The organism is Caballeronia sp. NCF2 (assembly GCF_023631205.1).
Lineage (GTDB): Bacteria > Pseudomonadota > Gammaproteobacteria > Burkholderiales > Burkholderiaceae > Caballeronia > Caballeronia zhejiangensis.
Map to the genome: position 1 here is coordinate 55377 of NZ_JALQDN010000057.1, position 19256 is coordinate 74632.

General features: G+C 62.9%; 20 protein-coding genes. 14 read left to right on the forward strand and 6 right to left on the reverse strand.

Annotation, left to right across the window (positions count from 1 at the left end):
- Positions 1 to 47: 47 nt before the first annotated feature.
- Complete coding sequence (locus tag NCS02_RS20495) at positions 48 to 845, reverse strand: IclR family transcriptional regulator (RefSeq protein ID WP_372492614.1); 798 nt, start codon at positions 843 to 845, stop codon at positions 48 to 50.
- Positions 846 to 1056: 211 nt separating this feature from the next.
- On the opposite strand from NCS02_RS20495, the gene NCS02_RS20500 reads away from it, so the two are divergent.
- Genes NCS02_RS20500 through NCS02_RS20525 form a run of 6 tightly spaced genes read left to right on the forward strand, consistent with a single transcriptional unit; the run spans position 1057 to position 6266 of the window.
- Positions 1057 to 1374 (forward strand): UxaA family hydrolase, encoded by a 318-nt coding sequence (locus NCS02_RS20500; protein ID WP_250436304.1) that lies wholly within the window; start codon positions 1057 to 1059, stop codon positions 1372 to 1374.
- Between the two features lie 8 nt (positions 1375 to 1382).
- Positions 1383 to 2651 (forward strand): UxaA family hydrolase, encoded by a 1269-nt coding sequence (locus NCS02_RS20505; RefSeq protein WP_250503202.1) that lies wholly within the window; start codon positions 1383 to 1385, stop codon positions 2649 to 2651.
- Between the two features lie 34 nt (positions 2652 to 2685).
- Positions 2686 to 3735, forward strand: coding sequence for an aldo/keto reductase (locus NCS02_RS20510; RefSeq protein ID WP_250503203.1), 1050 nt, complete (start codon positions 2686 to 2688; stop codon positions 3733 to 3735).
- 8 nt (positions 3736 to 3743) lie between these two features.
- A complete protein-coding gene (locus NCS02_RS20515; protein ID WP_175982390.1) occupies positions 3744 to 4589 on the forward strand; it encodes an amidohydrolase family protein in 846 nt (281 codons plus the stop codon).
- A gap of 43 nt (positions 4590 to 4632) precedes the next feature.
- Positions 4633 to 5376, forward strand: coding sequence for an SDR family oxidoreductase (locus tag NCS02_RS20520; protein WP_008354193.1), 744 nt, complete (start codon positions 4633 to 4635; stop codon positions 5374 to 5376).
- A gap of 41 nt (positions 5377 to 5417) precedes the next feature.
- Positions 5418 to 6266 (forward strand): ureidoglycolate lyase, encoded by an 849-nt coding sequence (locus NCS02_RS20525; protein WP_175982371.1) that lies wholly within the window; start codon positions 5418 to 5420, stop codon positions 6264 to 6266.
- Positions 6267 to 6338: 72 nt separating this feature from the next.
- On the opposite strand, the gene NCS02_RS20530 is transcribed toward NCS02_RS20525, so the two are convergent.
- On the reverse strand, positions 6339 to 6779 hold the full coding sequence (locus tag NCS02_RS20530) for a PaaI family thioesterase (RefSeq protein ID WP_008354191.1): 441 nt from the start codon (positions 6777 to 6779) through the stop codon (positions 6339 to 6341).
- A 271-nt stretch (positions 6780 to 7050) separates the two neighbouring features.
- On the opposite strand from NCS02_RS20530, the gene NCS02_RS20535 reads away from it, so the two are divergent.
- Positions 7051 to 8592, forward strand: a complete 1542-nt coding sequence (locus NCS02_RS20535) for a methyl-accepting chemotaxis protein (protein WP_008354190.1) — start codon at positions 7051 to 7053, stop codon at positions 8590 to 8592.
- 6 nt (positions 8593 to 8598) lie between these two features.
- Here the strand turns inward: NCS02_RS20535 and NCS02_RS20540 are convergent, their stop codons facing one another.
- On the reverse strand, positions 8599 to 9711 hold the full coding sequence (locus tag NCS02_RS20540; protein ID WP_250503204.1) for an AGE family epimerase/isomerase: 1113 nt from the start codon (positions 9709 to 9711) through the stop codon (positions 8599 to 8601).
- A 124-nt stretch (positions 9712 to 9835) separates the two neighbouring features.
- Between NCS02_RS20540 and NCS02_RS20545 the strand changes: the two genes are divergently transcribed.
- From NCS02_RS20545 to NCS02_RS20575, 7 genes are all read left to right on the forward strand, one after another.
- Positions 9836 to 10519, forward strand: a complete 684-nt coding sequence (locus NCS02_RS20545; protein ID WP_008354188.1) for an MgtC/SapB family protein — start codon at positions 9836 to 9838, stop codon at positions 10517 to 10519.
- 190 nt (positions 10520 to 10709) lie between these two features.
- Positions 10710 to 11687, forward strand: coding sequence for a hypothetical protein (locus NCS02_RS20550; RefSeq protein ID WP_250503205.1), 978 nt, complete (start codon positions 10710 to 10712; stop codon positions 11685 to 11687).
- Between the two features lie 252 nt (positions 11688 to 11939).
- On the forward strand, positions 11940 to 12092 hold the full coding sequence (locus NCS02_RS20555; protein WP_008354186.1) for a hypothetical protein: 153 nt from the start codon (positions 11940 to 11942) through the stop codon (positions 12090 to 12092).
- A 455-nt stretch (positions 12093 to 12547) separates the two neighbouring features.
- Complete coding sequence (locus tag NCS02_RS20560) at positions 12548 to 13726, forward strand: quaternary amine ABC transporter ATP-binding protein (RefSeq protein ID WP_008354185.1); 1179 nt, start codon at positions 12548 to 12550, stop codon at positions 13724 to 13726.
- Positions 13719 to 14621 (forward strand): choline ABC transporter permease subunit, encoded by a 903-nt coding sequence (gene choW, locus NCS02_RS20565; protein WP_008354184.1) that lies wholly within the window; start codon positions 13719 to 13721, stop codon positions 14619 to 14621. Before NCS02_RS20560 ends, choW begins: the two co-directional genes overlap by 8 nt.
- A gap of 15 nt (positions 14622 to 14636) precedes the next feature.
- Positions 14637 to 15629: a GlxA family transcriptional regulator gene (locus NCS02_RS20570; protein ID WP_008354182.1), complete on the forward strand. Its 993-nt coding sequence runs from the start codon at positions 14637 to 14639 to the stop codon at positions 15627 to 15629.
- 94 nt (positions 15630 to 15723) lie between these two features.
- Positions 15724 to 16659, forward strand: a complete 936-nt coding sequence (locus NCS02_RS20575; RefSeq protein ID WP_250503206.1) for a choline ABC transporter substrate-binding protein — start codon at positions 15724 to 15726, stop codon at positions 16657 to 16659.
- Between the two features lie 30 nt (positions 16660 to 16689).
- Here NCS02_RS20575 and NCS02_RS20580 read toward each other — a convergent pair whose 3' ends face one another.
- The 3 genes from NCS02_RS20580 to NCS02_RS20590 form a co-directional block, all read right to left on the reverse strand.
- Positions 16690 to 17454, reverse strand: a complete 765-nt coding sequence (locus NCS02_RS20580) for a class II aldolase/adducin family protein (RefSeq protein ID WP_008354180.1) — start codon at positions 17452 to 17454, stop codon at positions 16690 to 16692.
- Positions 17455 to 17503: 49 nt separating this feature from the next.
- Complete coding sequence (locus tag NCS02_RS20585; protein ID WP_175982375.1) at positions 17504 to 18592, reverse strand: GlxA family transcriptional regulator; 1089 nt, start codon at positions 18590 to 18592, stop codon at positions 17504 to 17506.
- Between the two features lie 137 nt (positions 18593 to 18729).
- Complete coding sequence (locus tag NCS02_RS20590) at positions 18730 to 19044, reverse strand: hypothetical protein (RefSeq protein WP_033535841.1); 315 nt, start codon at positions 19042 to 19044, stop codon at positions 18730 to 18732.
- Between the last annotated feature and the right edge of the window lie 212 nt (positions 19045 to 19256).

Sequence of the window (19256 nt, forward strand, 5' to 3'; positions counted from 1 at the left end):
CGTCTTTTTGAGGGGGCCGCCATTCTAACGCGCGAAGCGTGCGCCATTCAGTCGTGCGTCATCGAAAGCGACGCGGCTGCATTTTTCAGCAAGGACGTGACGTCTTCGATCGACGGCGCCACGTAATCGTCGATGCGCCGCAGGTACGGGCAGGTGAGGGCGGCGATCGCCTGGCCGGACGGCCCGAGCAGCGGATACGTCACGTCCGTCACGCCGAAAGTCTGCTGGCTATCCTTTTGCGAATAGCCCAGTTCGCGAACTTGCCGGTAATCGGCGTCGAGCACGGCGCGATCGACCGCGAGTTCGCCTTTGACCTTCGTATGCTCGGCGAGCATGTGTTCGCGCTGTTCGTCGGTCTGAAACGCGAGCATGACGCGGCCGGAGCCCGTGTCGATCAACCCGACGCGCGAGCCGAGCCGCACTGAAATGCCCCACGTGCCGGGACCGTCCACTTGCGCGATGACGAGCAAATTTCCGCGATCGTAGACGACGAGATGCACGGATTGCTCGGCTGCATCTGCGAATCGCTGCATCGCCGGAAGCGCCTCGGCGATGAGCCGATTCATCGGCGGATGCCGATGCGCGAGCGCATAGAGCTTCAGGCTCAACGAATAACGATCGCCTTCGGGCGAGCGCACGACATACTGCCGCGCGACCAGCCGCTCCAGCATCCGATACATCTCACTCGCGTTGCGCCCGAGCATCTTCGTGATTTCCGCGCGCGTGAGGCCCGACTTCTGTTCCGAAAGCAATTCGAGAATATCGAGCCCTTTATCGAGCGCGGGCGCGCGATAACGATCGGCGTCGTTGTCTTCCACGTCCATGTGCTGTCTGAGTTGGTTCATGACTTCGCGCGAGTTTAAGCCTTCCGTCAGGGAGCGCGATCCCATTCGCATGCGCCGGCTAGGGAAATCACTGATCGATCCGGGTTGCGTCATTGTTGACTTCGACTGGTGCGTCTATGAATATTACGTTCACTGATGAATCGTTGCATCCACGTTTTCCCGCGGCGACTTGCTTTGGACGGTCGGCGCAATCCTCCTTCTGAGATCGACGATGCAAGAAACCACCGACCCGCGCCTGATTCTTCTCAGTCCGGAAGACAACTGCCTGATCGCCGCCGCGCGCCTGCCCGCTGGCGAGACGCTGATGATCGAAGGCGAGTCTGTCACGCTCGCGACGACCATCGAGCTTGCGCACAAGATCGCGCGGCGCGCGTTGTCGAAGGACGAAAAGGTACTGCGTTATGGCGCGATCATCGGCCACGTAAGCGTCGATGTCGCGCGCGGCGAGCATCTGCATACGCACAACCTGGAAAGCGACTACCTACCCACTTACACGCACGACGCCGCACACGCCTACGTGCAGCACTGAACACTTCCATGGACACTTCCGCACTGCAGGGCTATCTCCGGGCGGATGGCCGCAAAGGCATCCGCAATGTCGTCGCGGTGGCGTATCTCGTCGAATGCGCGCATCACGTTGCGCGCGAGATCGTCGCGCACTTCCGTCCATCGTTCGATGATTTCGATTCCTTCGATCCGCAAGTCGAACCGCCCGTGCATCTTATCGGCTTTCCGGGCTGCTATCCCAATAGCTACGCCGAAAAGATGCTGGAGCGCATCTGCACGCATCCGAACGTCGGTGCGGTGCTGTTCGTGTCGCTCGGCTGCGAGAGCATGAACAAGCACTATCTCGCCGATGTCGTGCGCGCGAGCGGCCGTCCCGCCGCCGTGCTCACGATTCAGGAAAAAGGCGGCACGCGCAGCACGATCCAGAACGGTCTCGACTGGGTGCGCGAGGCGCGCGCGACGCTCGCGGCTCAACAGAAAGTGCCGATGGCGCTCGACGAACTGATCGTCGGGACGATCTGCGGCGGCTCGGACGGCACCAGCGGCATCACGGCGAATCCGGCCGTGGGGCGCGCGTTCGATGCTTTCATCGATCAAGGCGCGTCGTGCATCTTCGAGGAAACGGGCGAGTTGGTCGGCTGCGAATTCCACATGAAACGGCGCGCGGCGCGGGCCGAACTGGGCGATGCCATCGTCGAATGCGTGCAAAAGGCCGCGCGCTATTACACGACGATGGGCCACGGCTCGTTCTCGGTCGGCAACGCGGACGGCGGGCTGACGACGCAGGAAGAGAAATCGCTCGGCGCATATTCGAAGAGCGGGGCGTCGCCGATCGTCGGCATCATCAAGCCGGGCGATATTCCGCCGACCGGCGGTCTCTATCTGCTCGATGTCGTGCCCGATGGCGAGCCGCGCTTCGGCTTTCCGAATATCAGCGACAACGCGGAGATCGGCGAGCTGATTGCGTGCGGCTGTCACGTCATTCTCTTCACGACGGGGCGCGGCTCGGTCGTCGGCTCGGCGATATCGCCCGTCATCAAGGTCTGCGCGAATCCGTCGACGTATCGCAATCTGTCCGGCGACATGGACGTCGACGCGGGCCGCATCCTCGAGGGCCGCGCGACGCTCGACGAGGTGTGCCGCGAGATCGTCGGCGTGACCGTTGCGGTGGCGGCGGGCGCGGCGTCGAAGTCGGAGGCGCTCGGGCATCAGGAGTTCATCCTGACTTACAAAACCTTCGAGCCGGTCGGCCCCGCGTGTTTGCCGAGCGCCGCGCGACGCGTTACTGTGGCGGCTTGAGTTTCGCCATCTCTAAATCATTCGGGGTTTGCAGATGACTGCAGAAGCGCAAGAGGCAGTTTCACGTCGACGCAGGATTGGCCGCACGTCGCTGGAAGTCACCGCGTTGTCGCTCGGCACCGCGCCGCTCGGCGGTCTGTATCACGAGCTGACGGAAGACGAGGCGCGCGCGACCGTCGATGCCGCGTGGCAGACGGGCATCCGCTTCTTCGACACGGCGCCGCACTACGGCCACACGAAAGCGGAGCATCGGCTCGGCGATGCATTGCGGCGTTATCCGCGCGGCGATTTCGTGCTGTCGACGAAAGTCGGCCGCCGCTTCGTGCCGCGCACGACGCCCGACGACGGCAGGGAAGGCTGGGCCGCGCCGCTGCCGTTTCAGGCGATTTACGACTACACCTACGACGGCATCCTTCGTTCATTCGAAGACAGTCAGATGCGGCTCGGCATGACCGATATCGATATCGTGCTGATCCACGATATCGGCCGCGTGACGCACGGCGACAAGAACGCGCACTACTGGAAGCAACTGACCGATGCAGGCGGCTTCCGCGCGCTCGAAGAATTGAAGCAATCGCGCGGCGTGAAAGCGGTCGGCCTCGGCGTGAACGAAGGCGCGGCAGTGATGGAAGCGATGGCCGAATTCGACATCGACTGTGCGCTGCTCGCCGGCCGCTACACACTGCTCGAGCAAAACACGCTCGATGATTTATTGCCCGAATGCGAGAAGCGCGGCGTGAGTATTTTGCTGGGTGGCGCGTTCAACTCGGGCATTCTCGCACGTGGTCTCGATGCCAACGCGCATGGCGATCTCAAGTTCAATTACGGCGATGCGCCGAAGGACGTCGTCGAGCGCGTCGGCAAGCTGGAACGCGTATGTCGCGCGCATGGCGTTGCGCTGTCGACGGCGGCCATCCAGTTTCCTTATGCGCATAAAGTTGTGGCCACGGTTCTGATGGGCGCGCGCACGCCGGACGAAGTGCGCGAGAATGCTGCATCGTTCGCGACGCCGGTTCCGTCCGCGCTGTGGGACGCGTTGCGCGCGGAAGGTCTGCTTCATGCGAATGCACCGGTGCCGCGATGACATCGAATGTGAACATCGACGCGCATCAACACTATTGGGATCCCGCGCGCGGCGACTATGGCTGGCTCACGCCCGACATGAAGCCGCTGTATCGCGTGTTCGGTCCCGACGATCTCGCGCCGCTGCGCAAGGCGGCCGGCGTTCAGAAAACGGTTGTCGTGCAGGCCGCGCCGACGGTCGACGAAACGCGCTATCTGCTCGATCTCGCGCGCAGCGACGATTCGATCGCGGGCGTCGTCGGCTGGGTGCCGCTCGATTCGGCCGATGCCGCGGCGATCATCGACGAACTCGCGCGCGAGCCGAAGTTCAAGGCCGTGCGCCCGATGCTTCAGGACTTGCCCGACGATACGTGGATCGAGCACGCGCCGCGCAAGGACGCGATCGAGCGTCTGATCGATCTCGATCTCGCCTTCGACGCGCTGATCTTCGCGCGGCATGTGCCGTCGCTCGTGAAGTTCGTCGAGCGATATCCAGAACTAAGAATCGTCGTCGATCATGGCGCGAAGCCGCCGATCCGCGACGGCATCGACGTGGGCTGGCAACCGTGGGCCGATGGCATCGCGCAACTCGCGAAACTGCCGCAAAAGCTGCATTGCAAATTGTCCGGACTCGCGACCGAAGCGAACCCGAACTGGACCGACGAAACGCTGAAACCCTACGTCGCGCATCTGCTCGAACATTTCGGATATGCACGGCTGATGTGGGGTAGCGACTGGCCCGTGCTCGACATGAATGGCAGCTACGCGGCGTGGCACGACACGGCGCGCAATCTCACGTCACATCTCGAAAAGGCGCAGCAGGACGCGATTTTCGGCGCGAACGCCCGCGCCTTCTATCGCCTAAGAAACGGCTGATATACCCGGCATGTCTCAAAAACACTTCCGACTGGAGCAGTAGATGGTACAAAGACTGGCAGGCAAGACCGCGCTGATCACGGCGGCGGGGCAAGGCATCGGGCTCGCGACCGCCGAACTGTTCGCGGCACAGGGCGCGCGCGTGATCGCCACCGACATCCGCACGGAATCGCTCGAAGGCAAGCCCTTCGAAGCGCGCAAGCTCGATGTGCGCGACCCGCAGGCGATCAACGCGCTGGCCGGCGAGATCGGCGCGATCGACGTGCTCTTCAACTGCGCGGGCTATGTGCACGCCGGCTCGATTCTGGAGGCGAGCGAGGAAGACTGGGACTTCGCCTTCGATCTGAACGCGAAGGCGATGTATCGGACGATTCGCGCGTTCCTGCCGAAGATGCTGGAAAAAGGCGGCGGCTCGATCATCAACATGTCGTCGGCGGCGTCGAGCGTGAAGGGCGTGCCGAACCGCTTCGTGTACGGCGCGTCGAAGGCGGCGGTGATCGGCCTCACGAAATCCGTCGCCGCCGATTTCGTCACGCGCGGCATTCGCTGCAACGCGATCTGTCCGGGCACGGTGGAATCGCCGTCGCTCAAGGACCGCATCGCGGAGCAGGCGAAGGCGCAGGGCGCGAGCGTCGATCAGGTGCAGGCCGCGTTCGTCGCGCGCCAGCCGATGGGACGCGTCGGCCGCGCCGAAGAAATCGCGGCGCTCGCGCTTTATCTCGGCTCGGACGAATCGTCGTTCACGACGGGACAGATTCACATCATCGACGGCGGCTGGTCGAACTGACCGACCGCTCACGTTATTTGGAACCAGGAGGATCACATCAGATGAAGCTGCTTCGTTACGGCCCCAAGGGTCAGGAAAAACCGGGTCTCTTGGACGCCGAAGGCCAGATTCGCGACTTGTCGAAGGTCGTCGATGACATCGCCGGCGCGACGCTGACCGAAGCGGGCCTGGCCAAATTGCGCGCGACCGATCCGGCGACGCTGCCGGTCGTCGACGGCAATCCGCGCATCGGACCGTGCGTGGGGCGCGTCGGCAAGTTCGTGTGCATCGGCCTGAACTACGCGGATCACGCCGCCGAATCGAATCTGCCGGTGCCGACCGAGCCGGTCATCTTCAACAAATGGACGAGCGCGATCTGCGGCCCGAACGACGACGTCGAAATCCCGCGCAACTCGGTGAAGACCGATTGGGAAGTCGAGCTCGGCGTGGTCATCGGCAAGGAAGCGAAGTATGTCGATGAAGCCAACGCGCTCGATTACGTCGCGGGCTATTGCGTGATCAACGACGTTTCCGAGCGCGAATGGCAGCTCGAACACGGCACGCAATGGGACAAGGGCAAGGGCTTCGACACGTTCGGCCCGATCGGTCCGTGGCTCGTCACGAAGGACGAAGTCGCGGATCCGCAGAAGCTCGATCTGTGGCTCGAAGTCGACGGCAAACGCTATCAGAACGGCAACACGAAGACCATGGTCTTCACGGTCGCGCAACTGGTCGCGTATCTGTCGAAGGTGATGAGCCTGCAGCCGGGCGATGTCATCTCGACGGGCACGCCGCCGGGCGTCGGCATGGGCGTGAAGCCGAACCCGGTCTTCCTGAAGGCCGGCCAGACGATGAAGCTCGGCATTCAGGGTCTCGGCGAGCAGACGCAGAAGACCGTCGCGGCGCAGTAATCGGCCCGCAGCAACGACAAAAAACCTCGCCGCGGCGAGGTTTTTCGTTTCGGACGACGGGATTCGAAAAGTTCAGGCGTGATAGACGGGTTCCGCCGCAACGCCTTCGGAGATGCGCGTGATCGTGCCCTGCGCGACCGCGACGAGCCGCTCGGCGCCGCCATCGGTGACGAACACGTCGCACTGGCAGGTTGCCTGCGTCATGCCGGCATGGACGACGCGAGCACGCGCCATCAGCGTTCCGGAGACGGCCGGGCGCAGATAGTTGATCTTGTATTCGCCGGTGACGACCTTCGGCCCGAGCCGCAGCGCGCCCGCGAAGGTCAGGGCGTTGTCCACGAGATAACTCACCACCCCGCCGTGTACGAAGCCGTGTTGTTGCCTTAGCTCGTCCCTGATCGTCAGACACAGCGTGAGACTCGCTGAATCGACCTGCATCAGTTTTGTTCCGAGCAAGGCGCTGAACGGTTGCGCATTCAGCGCACCGCGCGCGATATCGACAATTTCGGCCATTCGGACACTCCTTGGGTGGGTTCGGTGCCGTCCTGCAAAGACAATAGGAAGCGATCGCGCGCACTGCAAGGAAGTCACGCAAAAATTGTGCAATGGTGCGTTTCGGGCGGCACGCGCGCTCTCCGATGACGATTCGCCGAAGCGGCGCGTTCCCTGCATTCGCATAGACAAGCCGTTGCGGCAAACGATTCAAGCTTTGTCGCCCGACTGCCGTAAACCCGCAGTGTCCCCGCATCGGCGGGCCTTAATTCGGAAAGTGTGGGTGCTAGTGATGTTCGGAAAGATCAAGGTTTCATCGGGTTTGCTCGCAGTTCTGGTGGTGTTCTGTCTCTTTCAACTGGTGACCGAAGGGCTCGGTTTCTGGTCCCTGTCGCGCACGCATGACGATGTCGGCAGTCTGTCCAACATCGCGCTCAAGCAGGTCAACGCGGTCAACAAGACCACCCAGCATCTGATGGATGCGCGCATCAACCTGTCGCGCGCGGGCACGCGCATGGTGCGCGGCGGAAGCGAGCCGACGGAAATCGTCCAGCACGCGCGCGAGCAGATCGCGGCGGCGGACAAGTCGTTCACGGCGTTCCTGAACGCGCCGAAGACCGGCGATGAAAACACGGCGCGCATGAGCGCGCTGCAGGCCAAATACGCGGAGTATTCGAAGGCGCTGAGCGAGCTCGTGCAGTATCTCGACGCGGGCAATCTCCAGGCGTTCCTCGACCAGCCGACGCAAGGCTTCCAGGATCGCTATCTCGCGGAACAGCAGAAGTTCGTCGATTTCGGCGATGAAGCGGGCCGCGGCTATCTGTCGTCGATCGACACGCGCTACGCGTGGTTCCGCGCGGTCGGCATCGCGATTCTGGTGACGCTGGTCGCGGGCATCGCGCTCGTGCACGTCGCGCTGCGCCGTGCCGTGATCGAGCCGCTGGAACAAGCGGGCCGCCATTTCGAGCGCATCGCGAACGGCCGTCTCGACGAGCGTATCGAAGATCGCGGCACGAACGAAATCGGCCGTCTGTTCGCGGGCCTCGCGACGATGCAGGCAAGCGTCGCGAACACGGTGAAAACGGTGCGCGCAACGTCGGATTCGATCAACCTCGGCGCCGATGAAATCGCGAGTGGCAACGCGGATTTGTCCGCGCGCACGGAGAATCAGGCGGCGTCGCTCGAAGAAACCGCATCGAGCATGGAAGAGCTGACCGCGACGGTGCGCCAGAACGCCGAGCACGCGCGCGAGGCCAACACGCTCGCGGGCGAAGCGCTCAACGCGACGTCGCGCGGCGCGAGCGTGGTCGACGATGTCGTCGAGAAGATGCGTGGCATTGCGTCGAGCTCGGACAAGATCGCGGAAATCATCTCGGTCATCGACGGCATCGCGTTCCAGACCAACATCCTCGCGTTGAACGCGGCTGTCGAAGCGGCGCGCGCGGGCGAGCAGGGCCGTGGATTCGCGGTCGTCGCGGGCGAAGTGCGCGGTCTCGCGCAGCGTTCGGCGCAATCGGCGAAGGAAATCAAGGAACTGATCGGCGAGTCGGTCGCGCAAGTGAGCGACGGCTCGGTGCTCGTCGAGCGCGCGGGCACGGCGATGCGCGAAGTGTCGGCGTCGATTTCACGCGTCACGCAGATGATGGCGGAGATCAGTGCGTCGTCGCTCGAGCAGAGCGTGGGCATCGAGCAAGTGAATCAGGCGGTCACGCAGATGGACGAGATGACGCAGCAGAACGCGGCGCTCGTCGAGCAGGCTGCGGCTGCCGCGTCGTCGCTGCATGAGCAGACGCGGCAACTGAAGGCTGCGGTTTCGGTGTTTCAGCTCGTCTGAGTTCGCTTAAAGAGGCAAGGCCGCGTACGACGTCGCGAGGTGATACGGCGTCGTCGACGGCATCTCGGCGCGGCTGATCTCGCCCGTCGCCGAGCGGCATTCCACCCAGCCGGTTTCGTGCAGGAAGCGCGCGCGAAACCGCTCGATTTGCGGACCGACGGCGTCGCCGCGCGTCGCCAGCGCGCGCAGATATTCCGTCTGCGCCCAGATGCGCTGCGTCCCGTCGATCACGCGCCCGGTTTCGTCGATGGCGGCATGAACGCCGCCCGTCTGCTCGTCCACGCCGTGCCGCTGCGCGAAGTCGAACGCGCGCGCGAGCCGTTCGTTCAGCCCCGCCGCTTCGAATGCGGCGTGACCGCTGCCCAGCGCCAGAAAATACCACTCGAACTGATGGCCCGGCTCCAGCCGGTTGCCCGCCGTGCCCATCGGCAATTCGGCGATCGAGCCGCTCGGCTCGTGCACGAACGCATCCGCGACGGATTTCGCGAGCTGCGCGAGACGCTTGTCGTAGGCGGGCTCGCCGGTCGCTTCGCGCGCCGCGAGCCACGCTTCGGCGAGATGCATCAGCGGATTTTGCAGCGGCGTCTCGATGGTCGCGCCGAAATCCTCGGCAAGCACCGCGTTCAGCAGATCGCCGCCGCTCGAAAAGCGCGCCTCGACGAGCCGCGACGTTTCATCGAGCAGCGTGAAAGCATCGGCGGAACCGCTTTTCTTCGCGTAATGCGCGCACGCGAAAACGACGAACGCATGGGTGTAGAGATCCTTTTGACGCTCCAGCGGCGCGCCGCTCGCGTCCACGCTGTAGAACCATCCGCCGTTGCGTTTGTCCTGAAAATAGTGACGTAGCGATTCGAACAGCGTCGCGGCGTGCGCGAGATCGCCGGCTTCCGAGAACACGAAGAGCTGGCGCGCGCAGGCCATCGCCCGATAGCGCTTCGGCGCCAGCGGCGCGTGATCCCCCGGCGCGACGGCTTCATAGGCGAGGCCGAGCGCCGCGTTGAAGCCCGGACCGCGCCAGATGGGCAGCACGATGTTCGCGTAATGCGCGCGCAATGGCGCGGCGGATTCCGGGTTCGCCGATTGCATCGCCGGCGATGCGTTTGGTTGCTGATCCTGCATAGGACGACTCTTATTGTTTCGGGGGATGCGCGGCCGTGAGGCGCCTACGCAACGGGAAAGGATAGCAAAACCGGCCCGCAGCGCGACGCATTCGCGGGCGACTCACCGAGAGGAGGACGAGAACATGATAGGAAATATCGAACTCGTGTCGCGGCTCATGATGGCCGCGGCGCTCGGCAGCGTGATCGGCTTCGAGCGCGAGCGGCTTTCGTGGGCGGCGGGACTGCGCACGCACATGCTCGTGTGCGTCGGCTCGGCGCTCATCATGATCGTGTCGGCTTACGGTTTCGAGGATGCGCTGAAGTACGACCACGTCGTGCTCGATCCGTCGCGGGTCGCGGCGCAGGTCGTGTCGGGCATCGGCTTTCTCGGCGCGGGCTCGATTCTGCTGCGCGGCGAGATCGTGCGCGGCCTGACGACCGCGGCGAGCCTCTGGTCGGTCGCGGCCATTGGCCTCGCGGTCGGCGGCGGGCTCTATACGGCGTCGATCGCGGCGACGGCGATCATCCTCATCATTCTGGCGGGGATCAAGCCGCTCGAACGCCGCTTCATCAGCGTGAAGCAGCGCCGTCAACTGACGATGCTCGTCGATCGCGGCGCGCTCAGTTTTCATGCGCTGCACGAGGCGCTCGGGCCCGGCAGCGTGCGCGTGAAGCAGTTCGTCGTGCAGCAAAGCGATGATTCGCCCGATCTCGACGAGGTGCGAGTCGAACTGTCGCGTGCATCTGCGGTGGAATATCGCGCGATTTGCGATCGTTTGCGTCAACTCGACGTCGTGCGCGAGTTTCGTGAGGACGATGCCGCCTGAAATCGCCTTCGGGATGCGGGTTTGCACGCGCAGCCATGCGACAATGCGGCCTCTCGAAATAATCGCCGATGCGCCGGTGCGCCTTGCACGCCGGTTCGGGCAGCCGCCTTTCGAACCTATGTCAGATTCCGCAGTAAAGAGAGACGCCGACGCCTCGTCCCGCCGCCGGCGCGCAACGCAAAAGCATGAGATGCGGGCGCCGCAGACCAGCGCCGACACGGAAAAGAAACTCGCTCGCGCCGCACGTTCCGCGCAGCGTCTCGCACAACTGAGCGAAGGCGCGCGTGCGGGCGAAACGCTCGATCTGTTCGCCGAAGACGCCGAGCGCGCGCAACTTCAGGCGATGAACACCGATATCCGCCAAGGCACGTTCGAAGGTTTCGAACTGCCGGAGGTGTTTCTCGCGGCCGTGCAATCGAATGGCGGGAACGCGCCGGAATCCGTCGTCGGGAAACGGGCGGCGCGTGGCGGCGTGACATCGGTTGCGCCGGAGCAGGGCCTCTTCGGGGACGATTTGCCTCAAATCGATGCGCCGCCGCCGGACGCGAGCCAACCAGCCGCGAGAACCGGCGCGATGGCCGCGGTGACGACGCGATCGGCGAGCATCAGCACGTCGGTTGCGCCGGAGAATGCGGCGCCATCGCTCGGCGCGCTCGCTTCAGCGCTCATCGCCCGCGATCGCGGGGCTCGCGGCGACCGCAACGAAGCGGCGCCGTTCGCGCAGCCCGGCATCCGCGATGCCGCCGCGCCCGAACTCGACCGCGCCCGCGCCACGGCGTTCGCGGACACCATCGACGCGCTCTATGCGGTGATCGCGGAGCAGCGGACTTCGACGGCCGCCCACGCGCGCCGCATGAAGACGATGCTGACGATCATCGTCTGCGTGGTGCTCGTCACGGTGGCGACGGGCATCGCGCAAACCGCTGTACTGCTGCGCATGAACCACGATAGCAAGCTGCAGCAGGACCGCACCGAGCAACTGATGCTCAACCAGCAGGCGACGCTCGCGTCGCTCTTCGATACCGATTCCGCCAATATCAGCGTGCGCCGTCCTCCCGACCTGACGGACGCATCACCGGTTCGGCCGATCAGCGCCGCGACGCCCGATCCCGCGCCGAAAAAGCACACGCGTCACGCGCACCATCGCGCCACTTCCTCGGCGCACTGATTCGCGCTGTCAGATTCGCGCGACACGCCGTTCTGCGGCGGCGTGTCGCGCAGCCGCTCGTCGTCGGATCGGAACGCCGTCGTACAGGCCTGGCAGATCCGTCCCCGTTTCGAGAAGACGGCAAACCGGTAAAAATGTAGAAAAACTACCAAATTTCTTGCCACGAAATGTTGCATTGCACTAGAAATCGGTTAGGGACAACCCTATAATCCTCTCTAAGGGAAAACCCTCTGTAACTAACCGGAGTCAGTCATGAGCTACCTCTTCGCCCTGCTGCAAAAATTTGCTTCGATGTTCGAATCGGCCCACCTGCCGATGGACAAAGACTACTCGTATCAAGCGCGTTTCCGTGAATCCGAGCGTCAGCGCAAGGCGCGCGGCACGGCTTTCGGCTTCCGCCTGTAATGCGCAGCTGACGGCGGCGCGGGAAACACAACACCAGCAACTTACGACGGCACGAGCCGTACGACCCGCCCGCCAGTTTTCCGTTTTATGTAGTTTTTCTAGCAATTCCACATCGCTTCGGCTTCGTGCCGGACGCATCCTTCTTCGCGCTTCCTGCGCGACGCCAGTCTTTTCTTTCTTTCGTATTGCTGACGCGCGGTTCGCAAGCCGCCTGCATCGCAAAAAGGCTTCGCGACTTGTTCATGCGCGACATGCCGAAAATCGCAAGATCGTTCGCTGCGCTTCCCGCAAACCCTTATCCAGCAAGGATTCGATCGACCGCTGGCACTTTCGCGCTTATTCCGGTGTCGTATTTCCACATGTGGTTGTCGCAAATAGTCGGCTGATGTGACTTTTTTCTGGCAACTATGTATGCACAGCGCGGACGCACGTCCGCACACGCCAGGAGATATTCGATGAATTCCCCCAAGGTGGTAGTCGAAGGACTGTGCAAGGTTTTCGGCAACAGTCCCAAACAGGCGCTGGACATGCTGGCCGGTGGTGCGACGAAGGAAGAGGTTTTCAAGCGCACCGGACAGATCGTCGGCGTCCATAACGTCTCCTTTGACGTCAAGGAAGGTGAGATTTTCGTGCTCATGGGCCTTTCCGGCTCGGGCAAATCCACGCTGATCCGGCTCATCAACCGGCTGGTCGAGCCGACGGCGGGCAAGGTGCTGATCGATGGCCGCGACGTGGCCGCCGTGCCGCGCTCCGAACTCACGTCCCTGCGGCGCAAGGACATGAGCATGGTGTTTCAGTCCTTCGCGCTGATGCCGCAGCGCACGGTTCTTTCCAACGCCGCATTCGGCCTCGAGGTCGCGGGCGTCGGCAAGAAGGAGCGCGAAGCGCGCGCCATGACCGTGCTGGAGCAGGTCGGCCTGGCTCCGTTCGCCCAAAAGTTACCTGCGCAACTATCGGGCGGCATGCAGCAGCGCGTGGGTCTCGCCCGCGCGCTTGCCGTGAATCCTTCGCTGATGATCATGGACGAAGCGTTCTCCGCGCTCGATCCGCTGAAGCGCAAGGAAATGCAGAACGTGCTGCTCGATCTGCAACGCGAGCAGCGCCGCACGATCCTGTTCGTGTCGCACGATCTCGAAGAGGCGATGCGCATCGGCACGCGCATCGCGATCATGGAAGGCGGCCGCGTGGTGCAGATCGGCACGCCGCAGGAAATCATCACGAATCCCGCGGACGACTACGTGGAAGCGTTCTTCGAAGGCATCGACACGAGCCGCTATCTCACGGCCGGCGATCTGATGCAGACCGACGACGTGCCGCTCATCAAACATTCGCCGCAAATCGACGCATCGAGTGTCGCGGCGACGCTCAACGGCAGCGCCGACTACGCGTTCGTGCTCGACGCCGAGCGCCGCATCCGCGGTTTCGTCGGACGTGATGCGAACGGCAACGCCGCGCCGCGCATCAATCCGATCGAATGCATCGAGCGTCACGTCGCGCTCGACGAGGTCGTGAATCGCGTGGTCGCAAGTCCCGCCCCGCTGCCGGTCGTCGAAGCGGACGGTTCGTACTGCGGTTCGATCAACAAGACCAATGTCCTGAAGGTCCTTACGCACCATCGAGGTTCCCATGTCTGAAATCATCCCGCTTGGCAGTTGGGTGGACCACGGCGTCCACTATCTCCTCGATCACGACGCTAAGACCTTCGACTCCATCGGCAAGGTCATCGAAACATTCGCTGCGGCCGTCGAGCACGGCCTGCAGGCCATTCCGATGTGGGCGCTCATGGCGATCTTCGTCGGCATCGGCTTGTGGCGAGTGGGCTGGCGATTCGCCGTGTTCGTCCTCGCGTCGCTGTTGCTGATCTACGCGACGAACTTCTGGGATCAGATGGTCATCACGCTCGGCCTCACGCTGTCCTCGACGTTCATCAGCTTGCTGCTCGGCATTCCGCTCGGCATCTGGACGTCGAAGAGCAAGTACGTCGAAATGGGCGTGCGCCCGGTGCTCGATCTGATGCAGACGATGCCCGCCTTCGTCTACCTGATTCCGGCCGCGATGCTGTTCGGTCTCGGCCGCGTGCCGGGAATTCTCGCAACCGTCATCTTCGCGATGCCGCCGGCCGTGCGCCTCACCGCGCTCGGCATCAAGCAGGTGAATCGCGAGATCGTCGAAGCCGGCCAGGCATTCGGCTGCACGCCGTTCCAGCTGCTCTACAAGGTGCAGATTCCGAACGCGCTGCCGTCGATCATGACCGGCGTGAACCAGACGATCATGATGGCGCTGTCGATGGTCATCATCGCGTCGATGGTCGGCGCGGGCGGTCTCGGCAACGACGTGCTCGCATCGATTCAGCGTCTGGATATCGGGCTTGGTTTCGAGAGCGGCTTGTCGGTGGTGTTGCTGGCGATCATCCTCGACCGCATCACCGAGAGCTTCGGACGAGCGCCCGGCATGGCACGCGCCCCGCTCTTCGCCGGTCTGAAGAGCGTGATGAAAGTGCGCCGCGAGCCGGCGGCGCAACAAGGCTAACAAGGCACACGACCCATGAAGCGCGACGCGATCGTTCCGGCGGGTACCGAATCACCGTTGTCCAGTCTTTCGCGCTTCGGCTTTCTCACGCTGCCGAACTTCTCGATGATCGCGTTCACGAGCGCGGTCGAGGTGCTGCGCATGGCCAATTACGTCGGCCGCGCGCAGCACTACAGCTGGTCGATCATCACGCCGGACGGCGAGCCCGCGCGTGCGAGCAACGGCATCACCATCAAGCCGACGATGACGCTCGACGAAGCCGGCATGCCCGACGTGCTGATCGTCTGCGCGGGCTGGCATGTCGCCGATTATGTCGACGACAAGGTGATCGGTCTTCTGCAGCGCGCGCATGAAGCGGGCATTCCGCTCGGCGGAATCTGCACCGGGCCGTATGCGCTGCTCGCGGCGAAACTGCTCGATGGTTATCGCTGCACGCTGCACTGGGAAGACATGTCGCCGGTCAACAAGCGCTTTCCGCATGTGCGCTTCGCCGACGAGCTCTTCGTGATCGACCGCGACCGCCTGACGTGCACGGGCGGCACCGCGCCGCTCGACCTGATGCTCAATCTCGTCGGCATGCGGCTCGGGCAGGCGCATGCGGCGCAGGTGTCGGAGCAGTTCATCGTCGAGCGTATTCGCGGATCGACGGATTATCAGCACATTCCCGTCGATGCGCGCGTCGGCTTCTCGCGTGCGGAACTCGTCGAAGTGGTGCGGCTGATGGAGGCGAACATCGAAGAGCCGTTGTCGCTCGAAGAACTCGCGCGGCTCGTGCATCTGTCGCAGCGGCATTTGCAGCGCATGTTCAAGATGTTCCTCAACGTATCGCCGACGCATTACTACCTGACGTTGCGATTGCGTCGCGCACGCGAACTGTTGCGCAACACCGATGCGTCGATCGCGCGCGTGACGAGCATCTGCGGCTTCCATTCGCCGTGTCACTTCAGCAAGGCGTATCGCGCGCAGTTCGGACATGCGCCGAGCGTCGAGCGGCGATTATCGGCCTGACTTTTTCTTTTTCTTTTTTGGCCGCGCGGGCTTGGTATGAAAGCCTCGCGTGCGGGCCGCGTCATGCCTTGAAAATAACTTCGGAGAGAGATCGATGAAACGATTGTGGATCGCGGCAGCTTTGCTATCTGGTTTGGCGGGAGCGTATGCAGCCGAGCCTGCCGCGTGCAGGAACGTGCGCTTTGCGGATGTCGGCTGGACGGATATCGCCGCGACCACCGGACTTGCATCGACCGTTCTTCAGGGCTTGGGCTACAACCCGACGAAGACGATCGCGTCCGTGCCGATCACGTTCGCGGGCGTGAAGAGCAAGCAGATCGACGTGTTCCTCGGTTACTGGTCGCCGACGATGGACCCGATGATCGATTCGTTCAGGAAAGCGAATCAAGTGAAGGTCTTGCCGACGCCGAACTTGACGGGCGCGAAGTACACGCTCGCGGTGCCGGATTATGCGTATCAGGCGGGCATCAAGAACTTCAACGACATCGCGAAGAACTACGACAAGCTCGACGGCAAGATCTACGGCATCGAACCGGGCAACGACGGCAATGCGCTCATCAAGAAGATGATCGACAACAACCTGTACGGGCTCGGCAAGTTCAAGCTCGTGGAATCGAGCGAGGCGGGCATGCTCGTGGAAGTGAATCGCGCGATTCGCGACAAGAAGCCGATCGTGTTCCTCGGCTGGGAGCCGCATCCGATGAACGTGCAGATGAAGATCGACTATCTCGCGGGCGGCGACGATGTCTTCGGCCCGAACTATGGCGAAGCAAAAGTGCTGACCGTCACGCCGACGGATTACGACACGCGCTGTCCGAATGTCGCGAAGCTCGTGTCCAACCTGCAGTTCACGACGGATATCGAGAACCACGTGATGCTGCCGATCATGAACAAGACGAATGCGAACAAGGCGGCGCGCGAATGGCTGAAGGCGAATCCGGCGGTGCTCGATAAATGGCTTGCGGGCGTAAAGACGTTCGACGGGAAGGATGGGTTGCCGGCAGTGAAGGCGTATGTCGCCGGCAACTGAAAACTGACGCAGTGATTCAACGAAGGCGCGTCAGGTCCGATAATCCGGCTTCGCGCCTTCGATCATTCTCAACGCCGCTTGCCACTGCAACGCCATGATTCCATCGGCTTCATCGCGCCGATATTGCTCTGCAGTCAACTCGCAAACCCTCTGCGACGGCAGATTCAATTCCGCATTGCCCGCCAGCGCGCGAATCTGAATCTCGCAAGCGCGTTCAAGAAAGTACATTTCCTGGAACGCTTCCGGAATGGACTTTCCGCACGACAATAACCCGTGATTCTTCAGGATCATCGCGTTATGCGAGCCGAGATCGTTGACGAGGCGATCGCGCTCCGCGAGGTCCAGCGCAATGCCTTCATAGTCGTGATACGCGATATGTCCGTAATACTTCAACGCATGCTGACTGATCGGCAATAAGCCCTGCTTTTGCGCCGATACCGCCGCGCCCGCCGCCGTATGCGTATGCACGACGCAAAACACATCGGGCCGTGCCATGTGAATCGCGGAGTGAATCGTGAAGCCCGCCGGATTCACGAGATATCGCGCGGGATCATCGCGTGCGCCCGCTTCGACCGGCCGCCCTTCATGATCGATCTTCACGAGATCCGATGCGCGCATCTCGTCGAAAAGCACGCCATAACGGTTGATCAGAAAGTGATGATCGGTGCCCGGCACGCGCGCGCTGATGTGCGTGAAGATCATGTCGGTCCAGCGAAAATGCCCGATCACGCGATACAGCGCCGCCAGATCGCAGCGCACTTTCCATTCTTCCTGCGAGTATCCGTGAGTCTCCATGCCGTTCCTCCTTGGTTTGATGAGCCGCGGAAAACGTATTCAGATCCTGCTAGATTGCCTGCGCGCGGCCCGGGAAAGTTTCGTCGTAGTCCATTGCGTGATTTGCATCCGGCGCATCCGGCGCGCCGCCCTGCTCGCGATACATCATCGGCGGCAGGCCGAATTGCTTGCGGAATTCGCGGCCCAGATGCGATGCGTCGGAAAAGCCGCAACTCGATGCGATATCGGCGACGGTCTTGTCCGAACTCGTCAGCAGCCACGCCGCCGTGCGCAGCCGCACCTGCTTCGCATACGCCTGCGGCGCCTTGCCCGTCTCCGCCTTGAATAACCGTTCGAGTTGCCGCGTCGAAAGATCGAGCTTGTGCGCGAGTTCATCGAGCGTAAGCGAACGGCCGACGTGCTGCTCCATCAGCAGGATCGCACGTTTTACTTTCGGATGCGTCGCGGGCGCGAGACCCGGCGGATGCGGCTGCGGCGCGTTGCCCTTCTGCATGTCATCGACGAGCAGGATGCGCAGCGCCTTTTGCACCGTCGCCGTTTCGAAGTGACGCAGCAGAATGGCGGCGGCGACATCGATCGATGCGCGCCCGCCCGAACACGTAATGCGCCTTCTGTCGATGACAAAGAGCCGGTCCGCGACGAGCGATTGCTCATCCGCGTGCGGGAATCGCTCGACGAAGTCCCAATAATGAAACCAGCTCACGCAGATGCGATGGCCTTCGAGCACGCCCGCGCGCATCAGCGAGAACACGCCGGTGCACATGCCGACGAGCGTTGCATTTGAGGCAGCCGCGCGGCGGATGAACTGCAGCGTCGCATCGCTCGTCGCGGGGCCGGAATGCAGCAGGCCGCCGACCACGACGACGTAATCGAAAGGCTCGGCCTGATCGTAGGTTTCCCACGGCGTGATCTGTATGCCGCAACTCGCGCGAACGGGCGCGAGCGTCTCGCCGATCACGCTCCACGAGCAGCGCACCGGTCGGCTGAAATCGCCTTCATCGGCGGAAAGGCGCAGCAGATCGACGAAACCGGAGAACGCGGTCAGCGTGAAATTCGGCAGCAGGATGATGCCGAAGCGGATGCGCGATTTCGATTGACCGTCGACAGACGACGGCGGAAGAGATTCTGCGGCGTTCATGCGGGAGACATGCGGCTGGACGTTATCCAGCGAGCATATCACTCGGCCGCGAGCATCGGGCGTGCGTCAGAAATGGAACGCGGCCGGCGTCGTGTGACGCCGGCCGCGCAAATAACCATGAATCGAAGCGGTGCGCTTCAGCCGCCGAGCACCGCGAAGCCCCAGGCGAAAGCGCCGCCGATGAGCGCGCCCGCCGCGCGGCCGAGCACGCTCGCGATCGTGTAATCGGCCCAACGCTGTTCGACTTCGGCCTTCAACACGCCGAAGTAGCGCAGGGCGGGATCGATCGAGCAGAGCAGCATCAGCGCGATCCAGACGGGCACCTGACGCGTGAGCACGCGATCGACGGCGAGCAGATCGACTGCCTGAAGCGTGCCGACGACAGCCACGCTGATAAGGAAAGCGAGAATCCAGGATTTGAAGAACTGGTCGGGTAAGGCGTGAGTTTCCATCAATGCGAACCGGATAAGCAAGAAAAGGCGGAAAGGACGAGTGATCCGAAACCTATAGGCGTGGCTCACCTCAAGACCTAGGGAATATACCGATGCCTGTCGGCGCGACGCTTCGGACCAGTCTCAAAAATGCTGGATGTGCAACGAAGATGCGCAAAAACGCGCCGGGCGCGAAATGCTCTGTTACGCGCCGTCGCGCTTGCGTCGCCGGG